Source organism: Fibrobacter sp. UWH6, from assembly GCF_900142465.1.
Lineage (GTDB): Bacteria > Fibrobacterota > Fibrobacteria > Fibrobacterales > Fibrobacteraceae > Fibrobacter.
This window is the reverse complement of sequence record NZ_FRAX01000014.1, coordinates 80,113-98,830: the sequence shown is the minus strand read 5'-3', so window position 1 is coordinate 98,830 and position 18,718 is coordinate 80,113. Positions and strand designations below refer to the sequence as shown.

Annotated in this window: 16 protein-coding genes and 1 pseudogene; 10 read left to right on the top strand and 7 right to left on the bottom strand. The window is 51.7% G+C overall.

Annotated features, from left to right (window positions below; translation table 11 throughout):
• The 5 genes and pseudogenes from nuoF to BUB73_RS12130 form a co-directional block, all read right to left on the bottom strand.
• A complete protein-coding gene (gene nuoF, locus BUB73_RS12150) occupies nucleotides 1-1,308 on the bottom strand; it encodes an NADH-quinone oxidoreductase subunit NuoF (RefSeq protein WP_073159648.1) in 1,308 nt (435 codons plus the stop codon).
• A 2-nt stretch (nucleotides 1,309-1,310) separates the two neighbouring features.
• Nucleotides 1,311-2,375, bottom strand: a complete 1,065-nt coding sequence (locus BUB73_RS12145; protein WP_073238383.1) for a complex I 24 kDa subunit family protein — start codon at nucleotides 2,373-2,375, stop codon at nucleotides 1,311-1,313.
• The gene (locus BUB73_RS12140) at nucleotides 2,372-3,565 is read right to left on the bottom strand and encodes an NADH-quinone oxidoreductase subunit D (protein WP_073238380.1); all 1,194 of its coding nucleotides are present in this window, start codon (nucleotides 3,563-3,565) and stop codon (nucleotides 2,372-2,374) included. Before BUB73_RS12140 ends, BUB73_RS12145 begins: the two co-directional genes overlap by 4 nt.
• Nucleotides 3,562-4,164, bottom strand: coding sequence for an NADH-quinone oxidoreductase subunit C (locus tag BUB73_RS12135; RefSeq protein ID WP_073238377.1), 603 nt, complete (start codon nucleotides 4,162-4,164; stop codon nucleotides 3,562-3,564). Before BUB73_RS12135 ends, BUB73_RS12140 begins: the two co-directional genes overlap by 4 nt.
• 137 nt (nucleotides 4,165-4,301) lie before the next feature.
• Nucleotides 4,302-4,802, bottom strand: a pseudogene (locus BUB73_RS12130) (NADH-quinone oxidoreductase subunit B); the annotation flags it as partial.
• A 333-nt stretch (nucleotides 4,803-5,135) separates the two neighbouring features.
• On the opposite strand from BUB73_RS12130, the gene BUB73_RS12125 reads away from it, so the two are divergent.
• From BUB73_RS12125 to BUB73_RS12100, 6 genes are all read left to right on the top strand, one after another.
• The gene (locus BUB73_RS12125) at nucleotides 5,136-6,827 is read left to right on the top strand and encodes a GGDEF domain-containing phosphodiesterase (protein ID WP_073159638.1); all 1,692 of its coding nucleotides are present in this window, start codon (nucleotides 5,136-5,138) and stop codon (nucleotides 6,825-6,827) included.
• Nucleotides 6,828-6,962: 135 nt separating this feature from the next.
• Nucleotides 6,963-7,799, top strand: coding sequence for a TIGR02147 family protein (locus tag BUB73_RS12120; protein ID WP_073159636.1), 837 nt, complete (start codon nucleotides 6,963-6,965; stop codon nucleotides 7,797-7,799).
• A complete protein-coding gene (locus BUB73_RS12115; RefSeq protein ID WP_170932351.1) occupies nucleotides 7,799-9,559 on the top strand; it encodes a peptidase associated/transthyretin-like domain-containing protein in 1,761 nt (586 codons plus the stop codon). Before BUB73_RS12120 ends, BUB73_RS12115 begins: the two co-directional genes overlap by 1 nt.
• 128 nt (nucleotides 9,560-9,687) lie before the next feature.
• Complete coding sequence (locus BUB73_RS12110; protein WP_073286190.1) at nucleotides 9,688-9,879, top strand: 4Fe-4S binding protein; 192 nt, start codon at nucleotides 9,688-9,690, stop codon at nucleotides 9,877-9,879.
• Nucleotides 9,872-11,086 (top strand): NAD(P)/FAD-dependent oxidoreductase, encoded by a 1,215-nt coding sequence (locus BUB73_RS12105; RefSeq protein WP_073159630.1) that lies wholly within the window; start codon nucleotides 9,872-9,874, stop codon nucleotides 11,084-11,086. The genes BUB73_RS12110 and BUB73_RS12105 overlap by 8 nt, the downstream gene beginning before the upstream one ends.
• A gap of 97 nt (nucleotides 11,087-11,183) precedes the next feature.
• Complete coding sequence (locus BUB73_RS12100; protein ID WP_073286187.1) at nucleotides 11,184-11,957, top strand: pilin; 774 nt, start codon at nucleotides 11,184-11,186, stop codon at nucleotides 11,955-11,957.
• A gap of 7 nt (nucleotides 11,958-11,964) precedes the next feature.
• Here the strand turns inward: BUB73_RS12100 and BUB73_RS12095 are convergent, their stop codons facing one another.
• Complete coding sequence (locus BUB73_RS12095) at nucleotides 11,965-12,714, bottom strand: Rossmann-fold NAD(P)-binding domain-containing protein (RefSeq protein WP_073238364.1); 750 nt, start codon at nucleotides 12,712-12,714, stop codon at nucleotides 11,965-11,967.
• A 137-nt stretch (nucleotides 12,715-12,851) separates the two neighbouring features.
• On the opposite strand from BUB73_RS12095, the gene BUB73_RS12090 reads away from it, so the two are divergent.
• A complete protein-coding gene (locus BUB73_RS12090; RefSeq protein ID WP_073159625.1) occupies nucleotides 12,852-15,323 on the top strand; it encodes a glycogen/starch/alpha-glucan phosphorylase in 2,472 nt (823 codons plus the stop codon).
• 277 nt (nucleotides 15,324-15,600) lie between these two features.
• Nucleotides 15,601-16,710: a GGDEF domain-containing protein gene (locus BUB73_RS12085; protein WP_073159623.1), complete on the top strand. Its 1,110-nt coding sequence runs from the start codon at nucleotides 15,601-15,603 to the stop codon at nucleotides 16,708-16,710.
• Nucleotides 16,711-16,804: 94 nt separating this feature from the next.
• Here the strand turns inward: BUB73_RS12085 and BUB73_RS12080 are convergent, their stop codons facing one another.
• Nucleotides 16,805-17,707: a Gfo/Idh/MocA family protein gene (locus BUB73_RS12080; protein WP_073159621.1), complete on the bottom strand. Its 903-nt coding sequence runs from the start codon at nucleotides 17,705-17,707 to the stop codon at nucleotides 16,805-16,807.
• A gap of 72 nt (nucleotides 17,708-17,779) precedes the next feature.
• Here BUB73_RS12080 and BUB73_RS18025 point away from each other — a divergent pair, with 72 nt between their 5' ends.
• The gene (locus tag BUB73_RS18025; RefSeq protein ID WP_073159619.1) at nucleotides 17,780-18,148 is read left to right on the top strand and encodes a DUF3820 family protein; all 369 of its coding nucleotides are present in this window, start codon (nucleotides 17,780-17,782) and stop codon (nucleotides 18,146-18,148) included.
• 58 nt (nucleotides 18,149-18,206) lie between these two features.
• The gene (gene ybaK / locus BUB73_RS12070) at nucleotides 18,207-18,713 is read left to right on the top strand and encodes a Cys-tRNA(Pro) deacylase (protein WP_073286184.1); all 507 of its coding nucleotides are present in this window, start codon (nucleotides 18,207-18,209) and stop codon (nucleotides 18,711-18,713) included.
• Nucleotides 18,714-18,718 lie beyond the last annotated feature (5 nt).

The following is an 18,718-nucleotide window of genomic DNA, read 5'->3' as shown; positions in this document are numbered from 1 at the left end:
TTACCAGAAAATTCCAGGACGTGCGGTTTCTTGGACACGCGGCTTTGCGTGGTCCGGGTTCTTTGCAATGTATTCGTCGAAGTCGGCGCGGAACTTTGTGCTGTAGGAAGCTACAGGGCCGCCCAGAGAGATGGACAGCGGACAAATGGTCACGCCACCGAAACCACCGGTAAGGCTCTGCATCAGTTCCACATCGCCGTCGTGACCGTTGCCAGCAACAATCTGGTTCAGCATGCGGTGCAGAAGACCGGTACCTTCGCGGCACGGGGTGCACTGGCCACAGGATTCGTGGCTGTAGAAATTACCCAATACATTCAACAGGTCAACCATGTTATGAGTGTCGTTAATGACGATCATAGCACCGGAACCGAACATGGTCTTCATGGAAGCCAGGCATTCGTAATCCATGGTTGCAACCGCAGCTTCTTCTGCAGTCAGAGGAGCGCAAGAAGAACCACCGGGCAGCACAGCCTTCAGCTTGCCACCGACCACGCCACCGGCATATTCGTTGATCATGGTCATCATGGGAGTGCCCAGAGGAGCTTCGTACACGCCCGGATTCTTCACGTCGCCGGAAATGCAGAACACCTTGGTACCACCTGCACGGGGAGTACCCATCTTGGCGTATTCGCTGGGGTCGTGCTTCAGGATCCAGGGGAGAGCCATAATGGTTTCTACGTTGTTCACGCAGGTGGGGCTCTTCCATGCACCGCTAACAGCCGGGAAAGGCGGCTTCAGGCGGGGCTGACCCTTCTGGCCTTCGAGAGAGTTAATGAGTGCGGTTTCTTCACCGCAAATGTAGGCGCCAGCACCGCGATGTACGAAGATATCGAAGCTGAACTTGGTTCCGCAGATATTTTCGCCAAGGTAGCCAGCGGCATAAGCCTGGTTCAGAGCCTTGTTGAGGCTTTCGATGCAGGGCAGGAATTCGCCACGGCAGTAGATGTATGCTGCACGGGAACCCAGAGCCCAGGCGGCGATGATAAGGCCTTCGATAAGACGGTGGGGATCTTCCAACATGAGGAAGTGATCCTTGAAGGTACCGCCTTCGCCTTCGTCAGCGTTCACCACGATGTACACGGGCTTGCCGGTTCCGCGGGGCACGAAGCTCCACTTCATACCGGTGGGGAAGCCTGCACCGCCACGGCCACGCAGATTGGTGCGCTGCACGTAGTCGATGAGCTCGAACTGGCTCATATTGAACAAGCGTTCGGAAATATTTTCGTAGCCGCCCAGCTTCTTGTAGACTTCAATGTCCTGGGCGCCCTTGCCGAAGTTTTCAGTACAAACTTTTACGCATTCTGCCATAATTATACCTTCTTCTCTTCAACCGGTTCCGGCTTTTGAGTGGTAACAGCAACAGCGGAAGGCTTAGCCACGCGTTCGCCAGAGGTAGCGATCATGCGATATTCATCGCCAACCTTACCAGCGGCATCCACGAAAGCCTTGTCCTTAACGCCGGGTTCGCCAACGACGACCCAATCATTGCCAGACTTCTTTTCAACCACGATCTTGGTGAATTCCGGAGCACCCTTCCAAGTGAGGGTAGCGCCAGCTGCATCGGCTTCAGCCTTGACGCAGAGAACGGGGCTGGGAGGAGCATAGTCATTGACCTGGGGCTTGGCAGTTGCGCCAGGAGCGCCCGGATGACCGCAATGACCCTTAACAACACCGCCCAGCACGTCGTGCTTGGGAACGTTGTCTGCATGAGCCTTGCACCATTCGACGATACGGTCAATGCTTTCTTCAGTGAGGGTAGTGCCGCGCTTCATCTTCAGCTGACCGTCAACAACGTCGGTAGCGAAGTCATCGTTCACCAGCATCATGGGGCCGTTGCCGCAAGAGCCCAGGCATTCCACCTGGAGAATGGTGAAGAGGCCATCGGGAGTGGTTTCGCCGGACTTGATGCCAAGCTTATTCTCAATGTACTTGATGAGGGGCTGTGCACCCTTGATAGCGCAGCTGATGTTGCGGCAGAACTGCAACATGAACTTGCCCTTGGGAGCATGGTTATACATGGTATAGAAAGTGGCGACGCCAAGAGCATGAGCCGGAGCGCAACCGCAAACGTTAGCAGCCCAGCGGATACCTTCGGTGGGAACCCAGCCGAACACGCCCTGCACAAGCCACAGCACTTCGAGAAGTGCGCCCTGTCCTTCAGGGTAACGGCTCAGCAAGTCAGCGCAACGTTCCTTGATTTCGGGAGTGGAGAGCTTTTCCAGCACTTCCTTGGGATTGGGCTGTTCCTGAATCTTGTTCACGTGGCCAAAGGTCTGTGCCGGATCCGGCATAGCACCAATAGGCTGTTCCGGACGATCGAACTTCAGATTGTTGTTTGCAACAAAATGAACTGCACCTTTAATATGTTCACTCATCGGTCAAGTTCTCCTGCAATCATGTTGAGGCCAGGCAAGGTAGCCATAGAGTCGGCCAAGGTAAGACCTTCAACCAGGAAGTTGAAAGCGGAAACGTGAGCGAGACTGGGGGAACGAACCTTGATGCGATACGGGTGGCCGGAACCATCGGCAATGATGGTGAAGCCAAGTTCGCCGTTAGCGCATTCACTACCGCAGTAGTATTCGCCCTCGGGCACGCGGATGCCTTCGTAAACGCTCTTGAAACGGCCGATGAGGCCTTCCATATCCTGGTAAGCCATCTTGTGAGACGGCACGCGAATACGAGGATCGACAATGTCAACAGGACCCGGAGCGAGACGCTTCAGAGCCTGACGTACAATCTTAACGGATTCTTCGATTTCGTAGAGACGAACCTGGAGACGGTCGTTTGCGTCACCATTGGTGCCAACCACAACGTCCCAGTCATAGGTTTCGTAATCGTAGTAAGGTTCATCCTTACGCAGGTCGCTTTCTACGCCGGTAGCACGGAGCACGGGGCCGGTCCAGCCGTAGCTGATAGCGTCTTCCTTGGAAATCTTGGCAACGCCAACGGTACGATCCAGGAAGATACGGTTACGGTCCAAGCAGGCGTGAAGATCCTTGAGAGCCTTTTCAACAGAGTTGCAGGCTGCCAGGACATCACCTTCGAAACCGCTATAGGTGTCGCGATACAGACCACCGATACGGGCAAAGCTATTGGTCAGACGAGCGCCAGTGAGCTTTTCCCAAATCAGCATGATTTCTTCGCGGGGGTTAAATGCGTACATGAACGGAGTGGTACCACCCAAGTCCTGGAATGCAGCGGCCACGCAAATGAAGTGGTCGTTGATTCGGCTTAATTCGTTCACAATAACGCGGAGAACCTTGTTGCGTTCAGTGATTTCGATGCCGAACATATTTTCGACGGCACGGCAGAACGCAATGTTGTTCATCATTGCAGAACAGTAGTTCAGACGGTCAGTGTAGGGAATCACCTGCTGCCAGGTGCCGCGTTCAACCATCTTTTCGAAACCGCGGTGCATAAAGCCAATTTCGCTAACGCCGGCAACGATAGTTTCGCCGTCGAGAGCGGTAAGCAAGCGTACGCAGTGGTGGGTAGCCGGATGAGTGGGACCCACGTTCAGGGACATGAGGCTCAGCTTTTCGCCATTCGGATCTAATACGATCATTGTCTGCTCCCTTCAAGATATTCTTCGTCCACAGGATTGATTTCCTCGGAGCGTTCGATCACCTTGTAACCCTTGGATTCAAGGCGCTTTTCAAGTTCGGGCATCAGGTAGTCGCTAGTGGAAAGCCACTGGCGCTTCTGGGCCGGGTAATCCTTACGGAGAGGATTGCCCACAAATTCAACATGGTTCAACAGGCGGCGGAGGTCCGGGTGACCTTCGAACACAATTCCGAACTGGTCGAAGACTTCGCGTTCCAGCCAATCAGCGCTCTTGTACAGGTCGGTGATGGTGGGGACCTTCAGGTCGGCTTCGCTGACCAGCACCTTAAGACGGATGCGACGACCGGCAACCTTGGTGCTCTTGAAGCTGTAGCTCACTGCAAAGCGAGGACCTTCGTGATTGGGGTAAGTCAGATAGTCGATGCCGGCTTCGTCCAGCAGCATATCCAACTGGGTAGAACTATCGTTCTTCAGGAACTCCACTGCATTGTGGAGGTATTCCTTAGGAATCACCACACAGGCGTCCCACTTGGCCAGAGGTTCGCGCTTGCCGCCGAACTTCTCTTCCAGGAGGGAAACGGTCTTTTCAGCAAAATCCATTTTTACTCCTTCCAGAACTGTGCTTTCTTAATAAGTTTCTGTTCTTTTTCGACCAGGAAATCCTTGGCGGCGGCGACCTTTTCGGCAGCCATGGCCTTAGCCTCGGCCTTGCATTCGGCGGTCTTCACCTTGATCATTTCAAGCTGATCCTTGACGCGTTCCGCACGCTGCTTCATGAAGGATTCGTCCTTGATCTTATTCTGCAGGTCGAACATGGCGTCGAAGAATGCTTCGGGACGGCTGGGGCAGCCACCGATATAGACGTCGACGGGGATGATATGGTCGATACCCGGAACGGTGCAGTAGCAGTCATAGAAACCGCCGGAGCTTGCGCAGGCGCCCATGGCGATCACCCACTTGGGTTCTGCCATCTGTTCGTACATGCGCTGCAGGATCGGAGCCTGCTTGTATGTAATAGTACCTGACACAAGCAGCACATCGGACTGACGCGGCGTAAAACGCACGTATTCAGAACCGATACGGGAAAGGTCATAACGACCCACTTCCGTACTCATGAATTCGATTGCACAGCAAGCCGTACCATAGGGGAACGGCCACAGAGAATTAGTACGGCCCCAGTTGACCAGGAAGTCAAGGGAGGACGTAATGAAATTCGGCTTATCTGCCTCATTTTTCATAGGAGCTTACCTCATTAAATGCCGGCGCAAAGGTAGAAATTTTTGGGGACACCCCAAAGCCCCCATGCCCCCGGAGCCCTCCAAAACACCCCTACACGGCACTTAAACCGTCAAAATTCCACCACCAGCCCAATATTTTTTACAAACAAACGTAAAATTTGACTTTTATCCTTCTTTTTAGGTATATATTAGTATGTGTGATAAAAAACAACATTTAACACGGTCCCGATGGTTTTGCTCAATTTTTGCTTGCACTAAGCACCGCGGATTTATAAATTTGGCTCGGTTTTGTCTTTAAGACATACAACCGATTAGCTCTTTTTGAGGAAAATTATGGACTTTAGGCTTTGCAGCGACGAATACAAGAGGTTTAGGGAAGGACTTCTCAGCCCCATTACTGCCCCTGAGGTCCTTTTATCGCAGATATCCCGCATGATCGAGCCCATCGCAAGGGCTCTGAACGTCGGTTTCATGGAGTGTGGCCTTATAGCCCCGGTTTCCACCTTCGCCCAGTCCGGCGTCGACGGTAAAATGCTCATTTACCATGACAAGGAAAAGCTCCCCACCCTCCCGACCTGCTCAGACATCGCCGAAGTGATGTCTACAGCCGAAAGCGGCACTTTTACTTTTAACGCCCATCCCGTTGACGGACATAACTTTACAGATCAGGAAAGGGATGCTTTGCAGCTCATCTGCTACGACTGTTTCATCTTGGGCGGACGCGCCCGCCTCATGGGCATGGCAGAACGCGCCAGGACAATCGACTACATGACCGGTGCCGACAACCAGCCCGGCCTCATGAATTTCGTGGGCAGACTGATCAGCCAGAAGAATTTCGTCGGACACACGGGCATCTTCACCAACCTGAAGAATTTTAAGTACATTAACAAGTCTATGAGTCCCCAGGTCGGCGATATCGCCATGAAGGCCTACGTGAACGCCGCCAAGGCCGTTCTCGGCCCCGATGAAATCATATCCCGTCTCGGTGGCGACAATTTCTTCTTCCTGGTCCGAAACGAACATACCGAAGAGATTATCAAGAAATTCTCTTGCCTGGATGTCACCCTGAGCCAGGGTCCCAAGCCCCTCAATTTCAAGATTTCTGCCCGTATGGGCGTCTACGTGGTTCGCGAACAGGACACCGTTTCCGAACTGATGAACTGCAGTTCCATCGCCCTGAATACCGCCAAGAACGTCAAGACCACCGACATTATCCGTTTCAACAACGAAATGCTGGTCGACGCCCTGCACCAGAGAGAAATTTCCAGCGAATTCCAGAACGCCCTCAAGAGCAAGGAATTCATGGTCTATTATCAGCCCAAGGTCGACCTGATTACCAAGCAGTTGTGCGGTTCCGAAGCGCTGGTCCGCTGGCTCCGCCACAGGACTGTAGTCCCCCCTGCAGATTTCCTGCCCATCCTGGAACGTGAAGGAACCGTCTGTCAGCTGGATTTCTACGTATTTGAATGCGTCTGCAGCGACATCCGTAAGTGGGTAAACTCCGGCATCGAACCGGTCCGTACTTCGGTGAACTTCTCCAAGTTGCACCTGAAGAACCCCAATTTCTCGGAAGATTTCTTCGCCATCATGAACAAGTACGAAGTCGAAAGCAAGTACTTGGAAGTGGAACTGACCGAAGTGTCCGACTATGATGATTTCGTAGCCATGCAGAAGTTCATTGGCGCCATGCGCAGCCACGGAATTTCCGTTTCCATCGACGATTTCGGCACCGGATATTCCACCCTGAATGTCATCAAGAACTTCGACTTCAACGTGGTCAAGCTGGACAAATCCCTGTTGGACAACATCGGAAAGGCCGGTTCCCAGGACGAAATCGTGCTGAAGAACGTGGTCAACATGGCCAAGGAAATGGACAAGGAAGTCATTGCCGAAGGCGTGGAAAACGAAGAACAGGCCAAGTTCCTCCACGACGTGAACTGCCGCCACGTACAGGGATTCCTCTTCGACAAGCCTCTGAGCCGTGACGACTTCGAGAAGCGCCTTACCGGCGAAAAGATGTACTAATAAGGGTTAACGAAGACAAATCCGTCTAACTTTTATAAGGGCCCCCGATTATCGGGGGCTTTTTTATTTGTGCGCCTCGGCACATGTTCTCAAAAATTCTCTCATATTTTAAATATTTTATGCTATATTATAGTTGTGGAAAAATTTGTTGACATCTATCAGTTTACGCACTTTCGCAAGTATCTAGAAGAATACCAGGCCGCCCGCGCACAGCAGGAGCCCGGTTTTACCCGCACCGAAATTTGCAACCTGCTGGGCATGGAAAAGAGCCGCAGCTACTTCGCCGATGTTCTCAGAGGCAAGAAAGTTAGCCCCCGCATGGTGACCAAGTTCATCGAAGTCCTGGGCCTCGAAAAGAAAGAAGCAAGATACTTCGAGACCATGGTCCAGGTGGATCAGGCCAAGAACGACACCATCCGCAAGGCCGCCATGGAAGAACTGCTGCGTCAACACCCCAACCCGCAGCACATCATCAACACAGACGCCTACGAATATTACAACCACTGGTATCATAGCGCCCTGTTCGCCATTCTGGACGCCATGGATGTGGGCGACGATATGGCCCCGGTGCAGAAGCGAATTTTCCCAAAGGTTCCCCTGGGCAAGTTGAGCGACAGCCTGGAACTTTTGCAGCGTCTGGGTCTCGCCCGCAAGAACGAGGAAGGTTTCTGGAAACCCACCCGGGAGTCCATTTCCAGCGGACCTTACAACAACGCGGAACTGATCAAGCAGTATCAGTTGCAATGCTTTGAACTTTCCAAGCAGGCCCTGATTACGCCGCCCAAGTCCCCCACTGTCATGAGTACCATGACCTTCAGCATTTCAAGCGAAGCCTACAAGGACCTGGAAGCCGCCGTGCAGGAATTCAAGGCCAAGGCACGACGCATCATCGGCGAAGACAAGGCCAAGGCCGACAGCGTCTATCAACTGAACTTACACCTGTTTTCTAACCTGGATCCGGAGGGCAAGTAATGAAATTACGAATTATGAATTACGAATTACGAAAGATTCGTGGTTTCGTTGCAAGCATGAGCATCGCTGCATTGTGCTCAGCAAGTGTCATGGGCTGTTCCGAAAGCAGCACCACCGCAGGCGTTTTGACCGAGACTGAATCCGGACAGACGGCAACCATTGACGAAAACGGCGACAAGATTGTAAACGTAGATGGTTGCAGCACCAGCATTCCAAACTCCTTAAGGAAAAACGCCTCATTGCAAGATGCCGAGTACGGAACAGAGCTTGCATGCATTTCCTTCAACCGAGATTACGCCCAGGCAAGGGTAAAGGGCTCTGCTGTAGACACTGACGGCAATCCGCTGAAAAACACCCGCGTCCTCTTAAAGAGAATTGAAGGAGACTATGATGTCGGAAATGGCCTAAGCCACGAAACATCCGTAAGAGAAACTTCTACAGACAATAACGGAAATTTCGTTTTTGACGATGTCGTTTACAAAGCGACCTACCTTAACATTGATCCCATCGACGAAAGTTTTGAGAGGAACGAAAAGGGCCAGGCCGTCGTTTATATTCGCTACGCCCTCATGATCGGATCAGAAAATGATTCCCTCGCAAGCTACAGCAAGCTGGACCTGAAGAATGCTGAGCGAATTTCTGACGACGATGGCAAATACCTAGAAATCAAACCGCAAGAAATCCGCAAGACTACAAACCTGGAAATTCAATTCAACGAGAACGATTTCTCGGCAAGCGATAAAGTCTGTCTGGACTTTTCCAATGCTTGCCATGTTCTTACCGAAGATGAGTTGACTGCGGGAAGTTTCCTCATGGAAAACATCCCCGAAGGCATTTACCAGAACCTCTGCACATACGTCACGAATGCGGCAGGAACATCATCGGAATACACCAACGCCATTTGCAAGTCCTTGAGCACACCTGTCATCACCAAGGAGTCCTCAAATTCCTTGTCATTCGTTATTCCTGAAACCGCACTGGCATTGCTTGATTCCTTCAGCAACAAGACTCTAGATAAAGTTCTGGTGCAATATTCCTTCGACAAGGATATAAGCGTCCCCATTTTGGTCAACGGGAACAGTATTTCAAAATCAACGTTCATCGAAAGCAACGGGAGAGAAAACCGCTATTGGGCAGAAATCAACTTGAATGCACAAGATACAGCGACCTACAATATTGTTGATGCATCCGATTTAGGGATTTCCTCCAATATATTTGTCGCCCAAAGTTCTGCACAGGACACCGTCATTGACAAAGGCCACTATGAGCGCAAGAATATCGGATATAGCTTCAAGATAAAGGTTGACGGAAGCAACGAAAATTACGAATCTGCGTTCATCAGCGTTCTTGATAGTATCAGTGACGAAAAAAAGTTGACTATCGGCTATGAAATCGGGCAATGCGAAACAGACCCCAAGAGCATCTGCTCACGAATCTATAGCGGCCTTGACGGCTCCGTTACGGACACGACAATTTACGGAAAGGCAGCAATCCTAGACGGAGGCGAGCACATCTACTCCATCGCTTTTGTGGGAGTACACTTGACCATCGCTGTTGACGGCAAAATAATCCGTGACACAGATCTAAAAGTCAACGACCATTTTGGATCGTGGATCAATAGTTCCCCAATCGTCATTGGAGATGCAAAATTGAGAGACTTTGTCGTGTTCAAGATAGATGAAGGCATCAAACAAGAACGCGACAACAATTGGAACCGTCTCAAAGCCTGGCTCATCGCCTTCCAGGAACTGCAAAAGTAGGTTTCGGGGACGGCATTGAAAGAAATGCTTTGCAAAAAAGGCGGTGGCAAGCGATCTTTTTATTTGATAGCCACCGCCAAAAACACTTCGCCCACAAAATCGGCTTTAAAGTTTTTATATTACAGCTCATGAAGAAACTCGTCCACGACAAGTCCAAATGTTTGAAGTGCGCCGGCTGCGTCGGCGTATGCTCCAAGATGGCCCTAGACATGTACGGTCTGGATTTGCAGATCGATTACGAAAAGTGCGTCCGCTGCGGACTTTGCACCAACACCTGCCCCGTAGGAGCCCTCAAGATCATGGAGGTGGACAATGCTTGATAACAAGTATGACGTAGTGGTGATTGGCGCAGGCCCCGGTGGTTCTGTAGCCGCCCGCAATGTAGCCAAGGCAGGCCTCAAGACCTTGCTCCTTGAAAAGCGTGAACGCATCGGCTACCCTGTACGCTGCGGTGAAGCCAGCACCAGCATGAAGGACCTGCAGACTTACGGCCCCATCGACGAAGACTGCATCGAAACCATTATCAACGGCCTTTATATCTACGGCCCCAACGGCGTGAACATCGAAGTGCCCAAGCCGGCTACTGGCATCATGCTGAACCGCGAAAAGTTTGACCCGTGGCTGGCCAAACTTGCAGCCGACGACGGTGCCGAAGTTGTTACCTGCGCCCGCGCTGAATTTGTAAGCGACGTTGAATCCGCAGGCAATGACGGCTACCGCAGGGTCCGTGTCGTGTTGGGCAAGGGCAACGGCGACGGATCTGTCACCGCCGAATCCACTCAGGAAATTTTGGCCAAGATGGTCATCGCCGCCGACGGTGTCGAAAGCCGTATCGGCCGCATGGTCGGACTGGACTGCATCCAGAAGCCGGGCATGACTTGCAACGGTATCGACTTCCATGTGAAGGGTATGCTGACCCGCCCCGACTACCTGACCTTCTGGCAGGGCCATGATTTTATCAATGACGGTTACATCTGGAGTTTCCCCAAGCAGAAGTCCAACATGACCAAGTTTGGCGCAGGCTTCCTGATTCCCCACAAGAACGAAACCATTTACGACGTAACCCTGGAATGGCTGCACAAGCTGTTCCCCGGCGCAGAAATTGACCATGTGGTCGGCGGCGTGATTCCCGTTTCCAGCGTCTTGAAGGACTATACCCTGGACCGCTTCGCCCTGGTGGGCGACGCCGCCCATCATACCAATCCGCTTACGGGCGGCGGCATTGCGGCAGCAATGCGCGCGGGCCGATTCTGCGCCCAGACCGTGGTTGAAGCATTCAAGGAAGACAATCTTTCCAAGCAGTTCCTGAAGACTTACGAAAAGCGCTGCTACGACTACTTTGGCAAGATGCACGACTTCGAATACAAGTTCCGCAGATTCCTGCTGGAACTGAACCGCGAAGACCAGGTTGGGCTCTACAAGGTGCTGCAGGGCTTCGCCTTGAGCGGCTACAAGAAGTCCGCCTTCCTGAAAACTCCCATCCAGACAGCCAAATATCTCTACAAGTTTACCAAATTCAAGGCCTAAACCCCTGAATATTGTCAAAAAGACTAAGGTTTCCGCAATAGCGGGAACCTTTTTTTTGATGGATTAAGTTATATCTATTATACTAAGAAGGATTTTTATGAAAAAAGGTTTCACTCTTATTGAAGTTATGGTGGTAATCGTAATCCTCGGCGTTCTTGCAGCCGTAGGTACCCCCAAACTGTTCAACTCCATAGCCAAGGCCAAGGCAAGTGAAGTTCCCGTAGCCGCCTCTGGTTACGTCAAGCTCCAGGACATCTACCTGGCAGAAAACTCAGCCCTAGGCAACTGGAAAACTATCGGCTACATCGCCCCCGGGAACGGTTCCACAGAAAATTTCTGCTACAGCCAGGGAGCCATTACCGATGAAAAGATTTCTCGGGAAGGACTGAGCGCAAGTCTTATCGGATGGGGAGCCACCAACCTGGTTGCGCTTAACGAATGCGGTATGCGAAGCTGGTGGTCTATCGAGATGACCCCTTCCAGCCAAAATTCTGTCAGTTTCAACTACAATCTCAGCTATGAGCCCTGTCTCGCATTTACCTCTAACTGGCAAATCGGCAACACTCTAATCGGAGACTGCGCGAACGCCACGCAAATTTCTGCTAGCGGTAGCGATGATAACAACTTCACCGATAAGACAGATGACGGTGCAGACGGCAAAACCGACAATAAAACCGACAACAACACAAATACAAACACTAATACCAATACAGGCAGTCAATCATCCGACAAACAAGCATTGGATGCAGCCCGTAAAGCCTACACTTCTTGCACCCACTGTTCTAATGAAGAGAAAGAACGTCTGAAGGAAGCCTGGGACAACGCCAAGGAGAAATGCCAAGCCTCCTACGGCAACGCATCCTGCAGCTAAAAGAATTTTAAAACAACTGATCCACTTTCGTCTTGGCAAGCGTTCTATTATAGATGATACGCTTGCCTTTTACGTTGTCAGAAACGCAGACGTGGTCCTTGGGCGGTTTCAGCAGCGAAGTCACAAGGTGAGCCGCCACCGTCTCGGCGTGTACCGGTCTAAAGAAGCTGGGCACCAGCATAGGATTCTTGCCAAAGAGTTTCTGCATCAGTTCTTCACCGATTCGACGGTCCTTGTGTTTACCCAACAGCAAGGACGGACGGACCAGGGTCAGTGTTTCGAAGTTCATCATGGTCAGACCGTCTTCCAGCATACCCTTCAGTCGATTATAGAAGAAGGGGGAATGGGAATCTGCCCCCATGGCACTAACGCAAAGGAAGTTCTTGACCCCCGCCCTTTTGGCGATGGCCGCACAGGTCAAGGGCAAACGGGTATCGATACGTTCCTGTTCCGCCTTGGATCCCGCCTGTTTGATGGTCGTCCCCAGACAGCAGATTACGGCTTCACAGCCTAAAAATCCGGCGAGTAATTTCTTATTTCCTTCACCGTCTGCGGCAAGTTTCCCGAAGTCCACCACCTCAAAATCCAATTTTGACGCACCCTGTAAAATACCCATGGACGTAAGGTCAGGCGCGCCATCTGTTCCAGGTATCGTACGTACAGGGCAATAAACCCGTACAACCTGGTCTAGGCGGGACAGAAGTTTGACCACATTTTTACCAATAAGGCCTGTAGATCCAAGAACTGCAACTTTCATGGCTATAAAATAAAAAAGCTAGTTGTGATTTATCCAACAAAAAACCCTTTTATAATCCCCTATGCCTTTATATAATCCCCATTTTTTTCTAAACTTCATGTAAGAAAATTTTAACCACAAACCCATAGGGATGTCTTATGGCAAAAGCAACTAAGAAAGTAGAAGCCCCCGTGCTCGGCACCGATGCGGAATCCTTCCGTAAGGCCTTTACCGACCACATTCATCACACCTTGGCCCGTAACAGCGTTACTGTTACCGACCACGAAAAGTTCCTGGCAGTGGCATACGCCGTCCGTGACCGTCTGGTAGACCGCTGGATCAAGACCCAGGAAACCTACTACGAAAAGGACGTGAAGCGCGTCTACTATCTGTCTCTGGAATTTTTGATCGGCCGTACCCTCGGCAACTCCGTTCTGAACCTGGACGTCGAAGGTGCTGTGACCGAAGCTCTCGATGAACTGGGCATGAGCCTGGAAGACCTCCGCGAACAGGAAGTGGACGCAGGTCTCGGTAACGGCGGTCTCGGCCGTCTCGCCGCTTGCTTCCTGGATTCCATGGCAACTCTCGAACTCCCCGCCACCGGTATGGGCATCCGTTATGAATACGGCATGTTCAGCCAGAAGATCGTGAACGGCGAACAGGAAGAACAGCCGGATAACTGGCTGCGTCTCCCCAACCCGTGGGAAATCGCTCGCCCGGCTAACGCAATCAAGGTTCCTTTCTACGGCTACGTCGTTAGCTGGATGGACGAAAAGGGCAAGCTCCGCAACCGTTGGGAAACCAAGGACTACGTCCTGGCCCTCCCCTACGATACTCCGATTCCGGGTTACAAGAACAACACCGTGAACAACCTGCGCCTCTGGAGCGCCAAGTCCACCGACGACTTCGGCCTCTCCTACTTCAACAACGGTGACTACATCGCCGCTGTGCAGGACATGGAACTTTCCGAAACCATTTCCAAGGTTCTCTACCCGAATGACTCCTCCATGAACGGTAAGGAACTGCGCCTCAAGCAGCAGTACTTCCTCTGCTCCGCTTCTCTGCAGGACATCATCAAGCGCTTCAAGAAGCTCCACAACAACGACTGGAAGATGTTCCCCGAAAAGGTGGCTATCCAGCTGAACGACACCCATCCGGCAATCTCCATCGCCGAAATGATGCGCATCCTCCTGGACGAAGAAAACCTGGAATGGGATGAAGCATGGGAAATCGTCACCAAGACTTTCGCATACACCAACCACACCTTGATGCCGGAAGCTCTGGAAAAGTGGCCCGTCAGCCTCTTCGAAAAGCTGCTCCCCCGTCATCTCCAGATTATCTTCGAAATCAACGCCCGCTTCCTGCGCATGGTTTCCCTCAAGTGGCCCGGCGACAACGCACGTCTCGGCCGCATGAGCCTCATCGAAGAAGGTGGCTGCAAGATGATCCGCATGGCATACCTCTCCATCGTAGGTTCCTACGCTGTGAACGGTGTGGCCGCTCTGCACTCCGACCTTCTCAAGACCACCCTGTTCAAGGACTTCTACGAACTGTGGCCTGAAAAGTTCAACAACAAGACTAACGGCGTTACTCCTCGCCGCTGGGTCCGCAAGGCTAACCCGGCTATGTCTGACCTCATCACCTCCAAGATCGGTGACTCCTGGGTTAAGGACCTGGACGATCTGCGCAAGCTGGAAAAGCTGGCCAAGGACGCCAAGTTCCAGAAGGCCTTCATGGACGTGAAGAAGCAGAACAAGGAACGCCTGGCCAAGTACCTGAAGGAAGCACAGGGTGTCGAGCTGGATACCAACATGTTCTTCGACGTCCAGGTCAAGCGTATTCACGAATACAAGCGCCAGCTGTTGAACATCCTCCACGCTATCCACCTGTACATCCAGATCAAGGACGGCAAGGAAATCATGCCGCGTACCATCATGATCGGTGGTAAGTCCGCTCCGGGTTACTGGATGGCTAAGCAGATCATCCGTCTTGCAAACGCTGTCGCAGCAATCATCGATGCTGATCCGGCATGTAAGGGCAAGCTGAAGATGGTCTTCCTGGAAAACTACCGCGTTTCCTTCGCAGAAAAGATCATCCCGGCAGCAGACCTGTCCGAACAGATCTCCACTGCAGGTACCGAAGCTTCTGGTACCGGTAACATGAAGTTCGCCCTCAACGGCGCTCTCACCATCGGTACTCTCGATGGCGCTAACGTCGAAATGAAGGAAGAAGTCGGCGACGAAAACATCTTCATCTTCGGTCTCACCGTTGAAGAAGTGACCGACCTTCTCGCTAAGGGCTACCGTCCTCGCGACTTCTACGAATCCGACGACGATCTCCGTCGCGTGATCGACCTGATCGGCTCTGGCTTCTTCAGCCCGGATCGTCCGGACCTGTTCAAGCACATTGCAGACAAGCTCCTGACCCACGACCCGTACATGCTCTGCGCAGACTTCCGTAGCTACGTCGACATGCAGAAGAAGGTCGCAGAAGCTTACCAGGACAAGAAGCACTGGGCAGAAATGGCTATCCTGAACGTGGCTCGCATGGGCAAGTTCAGCTCTGACCGTACCATCGACCAGTACGCTAAGGAAATCTGGAACGCCAAGGCTTGCAGCATCAAGCTGTAATTAGCGTAGAGGATAAAGTTTAAAGGTTAAAGATATTTCTTTACACTTTAAACTTTCCGCTTTAAGCTAAAAAAGTCCGCGGTTTTGCCGCGGGCTTTTTTCGTATTTGCTCCGCGGACTTTTCGGACATATTGCCTCATCGTCATTTTGACATATATCACACTGGAATAGTCCAAAAACGTTATTCTTATTACATAATTTCAAAACGGTTTAACATTTTTTACATTTTTCGCTGTGATTCTATTCACATCAATAAAAGTTTTGTTATTTTCAAAATATGACTAAGGAATACCTTAAGGAGTTTGAGCTCACCGCCAATGCCTTTACGTTGAAGGCCATTGGTTTTACGGCTGCGCTGTTCGGCGTGGTCTGGGTTCTAAATCTCCTGAGCATATTCATCGTGGAGCAGTCCATTATGAATATCGGCTTCTTCGGAAGCATCCTTATCAATGCCATCACATTTAGCGTGGCCCGCGTTCTCGGCTTGGGCGATAGCCGCACCAAGTACGTAGCCCTATTCTTTGCCACGGTCAGTTTCCAGTTCATCGCTGTCATGCTGACTTACCACGCGTTGCTGATTACCATATTCCCGATTCTCCTATCGGTGCAGTACCGCAGCAAGAAGGTGATCCGGTTCGCCTACATCCTGACTTTAATCGGCCACATTGTCAACGTATATGGCGGCTACTATTTCGGCCTGTGCAACGGCAACATGCTGCTGTTCACCGCCAACACCACCGAATATTATATTCAGCAGATTGTAGCGGGAACCTTCGGACCCAATGATCCGGGCATGCCCATCAACCTCGCCCTGTTCGTATTCTTCATCGTGCCCCAGTGGTTCATATTGATTTCGTTCCTGCCGGTCCTGTTCCACATCTCCAAGCAGATTGAATCCCGCACCCAGCGCGAAATGGCCTTAGGCCAGAAAACCGACATCGACTTCATGACAGGCGTCTTCAACCGAATCTGCTTCGACCGCCTCACCAAGGAATTCTACCCCACCCTCAAGAGCATTTCCGTAATCGTCTGGGACATCAACGATCTCAAGCGGATCAACGATCTCCACGGGCAAAGCGTTGGCGACACGCTGGTAGCCATGACCGCTGATTCCATCAAGATTCTGCAGACTCCCACACAGCGCCTATTCCGTTACGGCGGCGACCGCTTTATCCTTATTATTGAAAATTCCACCAAGGGCGACATCAACAGGGCCCTTCTAAAGTGGAACGTCAAGGTGGATCAGCTGAACAGCGGTTCTTCAATCAAGATTTCTGCAGCGGTGGGCTACTCCCAGGGCAAGGGCGACGACCTGGAATATCTGATCAAGGACGCCAGCCACATGATGTACAACCACAAGAGCACTACCAAGATGCAAGCCATTTAATGGTGGACGTCTGATAGGGAATGCAAACTTTTAAACCCCGCCAAGGCGGGGCCTTTTTTATAGTTAGACGAAATTCATCTAAGACGCCAATAATTCATCCCTTAATCGCCGAAGCCTCTCCAGTGGCAAGAATTACGGCATTGGCGGCATTCAACAAGGCGCGATTTCCCCACTCACCGCAAGCCCCCGCCAACAATTTCAAAAAGAACCGATGTTCGTTATCCAGCGAATCGGGAATGTGGGCCACATCTCCAGAAGACGTATAATGAACAAGGCTCACAGAATAGTCAAAACCGGGATCGTCCCCATTACGACCAAATTCAGCAGAAATGGTCCGGGCATCATGTTCACTATCGCGGTCGGCCATAAACTCCGCCTCAACGCCGGCAAACTCACCAGACACCACCTTGAGGCTCATACGGATGCGGTCACCACAGGCGCATCCACGGCCGTCATCGACCATCACCACGTCTCTAGCGTCAAACAGATTCAGGAACAGGCTGACGTCATGAACCAGCAGGTCCAACGCCACATCCACATCACGACACCGGGGGCTGTAACCATGTTCGCGACGGAATTCCAGCTTGACCTTCAGAGGAGCAGGTCCAGAAGCGGCCTTTTTCAGGTCCACCAGCAGGTGCTTACGGAAGTTCAGGAAAATAGGGTTATAGCACTCGGACTGGGCCACAAAAAGAAGAGTCTCGTTCTCTTGGGCCAACTTCACGAGTTCTCGGGCCTGGTCAGCAGAAACAGCCAACGGTTTTTCTACCAGCACGGGGATCCGACGTTCCAGAAAGAACCTGGCATATTCGTAATGGGTCGACGCAGGGGACGCCACCACCGCAAAATCCGGGCGGGTCCACTTTTCCTGCTTCAAGATTTCAGCAGCATCCATATCCAGAGTTTCCGTAAAACGGACTCCGTTTTCTTCGAAGCGGGAACGATGACGCTTGCCCATCGTGCCGCAACCAATCAATATGGCGGTGCGCTCATTCATAATCAAACCATATTTAACAACTTTGTCGTTTTGGCGACTTTCAATTAAGTCATCTTATAGTATTTTTTCGGCGTGAATCCCGAAGTACTCCTAGAACTTGCCAACACCACCATGCCGTTTGGCCGCTATCAAGGCGTAAGGCTTATCGACTTACCCGAACCCTATGTAGTGTGGTACCATTCCAAAGGTTTCCCAAACGGTCACCTGGGAGAATTACTGGGACTGCTGTACGAAATCAAGGTCAACGGTCTAGAACCGCTATTGGAACCTCTAAAGCAGCCTCTTGTACCAAAGGCCACAAAAGTCGCCCGAGTCATCATGAACAACCCCACGTCTGCCGCCCTGGAAAAGGCAAGACAACTCCGCCAGGAAAATTCTCCCGACTCCATGGACCCGCAGTTGGCAAAGGCATTGGCCGCCCTCAAGGAATCCATACGCTAGCCTTATTGCAGGGAATCTCCGCAGTTTTTATATTTGGGAAAAATCAAGAGAGTTTCAAATGGCCGCAGAAATCAAGAAGACAAATGTCGCACGCATCCTGGACAAGCAGAAAATTTCCTACGAACTGATTCCCTATGTGGTGGACGAAAATGACCTGGGCGCACAGCATGTAGCCGACTCCCTGGGCGAAGACATCAACCAGGTTTTCAAGACCATCCTTGTTCATGGCGACAAGATCGGTTACCTCATGTGTGTGGTGCCGGGCAATCTCGAAGTTGACCTGAAGGGTGCCGCCAAGGTTAGCGGCAACAAGAAAATCGAAACCGTTCCCCTGAAAGATTTGACTCCGCTGACAGGCTATATCCGTGGCGGTTGCAGCCCCCTTGGCCTGAAGAAGAACTTCCCTATTTTTATGCACGAGACCTGCAACAACTTCCCCTACATTTACGTGAGCGCCGGTGAACGTGGACAGCAGCTGAAGATCGCCCCCGCCGACCTGATCAAGGCCTGCCGCGCCACCGTGGGCAGCATCGCCCGCGTTCCGCCCGAAGCCCCCCAGGACTAGTTAGA

Bases quoted from the DNA above. Each gene is read 5' to 3' on its own strand.
- nuoF (WP_073159648.1), bottom strand. From the start codon at position 1,308: ATGGCAGAATGCGTAAAAGTTTGTACTGAAAACTTCGGCAAGGGCGCC.
- BUB73_RS12145 (WP_073238383.1), bottom strand. From the start codon at position 2,375: ATGAGTGAACATATTAAAGGTGCAGTTCATTTTGTTGCAAACAACAAT.
- BUB73_RS12140 (WP_073238380.1), bottom strand. From the start codon at position 3,565: ATGATCGTATTAGATCCGAATGGCGAAAAGCTGAGCCTCATGTCCCTG.
- BUB73_RS12135 (WP_073238377.1), bottom strand. From the start codon at position 4,164: ATGGATTTTGCTGAAAAGACCGTTTCCCTCCTGGAAGAGAAGTTCGGC.
- BUB73_RS12125 (WP_073159638.1), top strand. From the start codon at position 5,136: ATGGACTTTAGGCTTTGCAGCGACGAATACAAGAGGTTTAGGGAAGGA.
- BUB73_RS12115 (WP_170932351.1), top strand. From the start codon at position 7,799: ATGAAATTACGAATTATGAATTACGAATTACGAAAGATTCGTGGTTTC.
- BUB73_RS12110 (WP_073286190.1), top strand. From the start codon at position 9,688: ATGAAGAAACTCGTCCACGACAAGTCCAAATGTTTGAAGTGCGCCGGC.
- BUB73_RS12105 (WP_073159630.1), top strand. From the start codon at position 9,872: ATGCTTGATAACAAGTATGACGTAGTGGTGATTGGCGCAGGCCCCGGT.
- BUB73_RS12100 (WP_073286187.1), top strand. From the start codon at position 11,184: ATGAAAAAAGGTTTCACTCTTATTGAAGTTATGGTGGTAATCGTAATC.
- BUB73_RS12095 (WP_073238364.1), bottom strand. From the start codon at position 12,714: ATGAAAGTTGCAGTTCTTGGATCTACAGGCCTTATTGGTAAAAATGTG.
- BUB73_RS12090 (WP_073159625.1), top strand. From the start codon at position 12,852: ATGGCAAAAGCAACTAAGAAAGTAGAAGCCCCCGTGCTCGGCACCGAT.
- BUB73_RS12085 (WP_073159623.1), top strand. From the start codon at position 15,601: ATGACTAAGGAATACCTTAAGGAGTTTGAGCTCACCGCCAATGCCTTT.
- BUB73_RS12080 (WP_073159621.1), bottom strand. From the start codon at position 17,707: ATGAATGAGCGCACCGCCATATTGATTGGTTGCGGCACGATGGGCAAG.
- ybaK (WP_073286184.1), top strand. From the start codon at position 18,207: ATGGCCGCAGAAATCAAGAAGACAAATGTCGCACGCATCCTGGACAAG.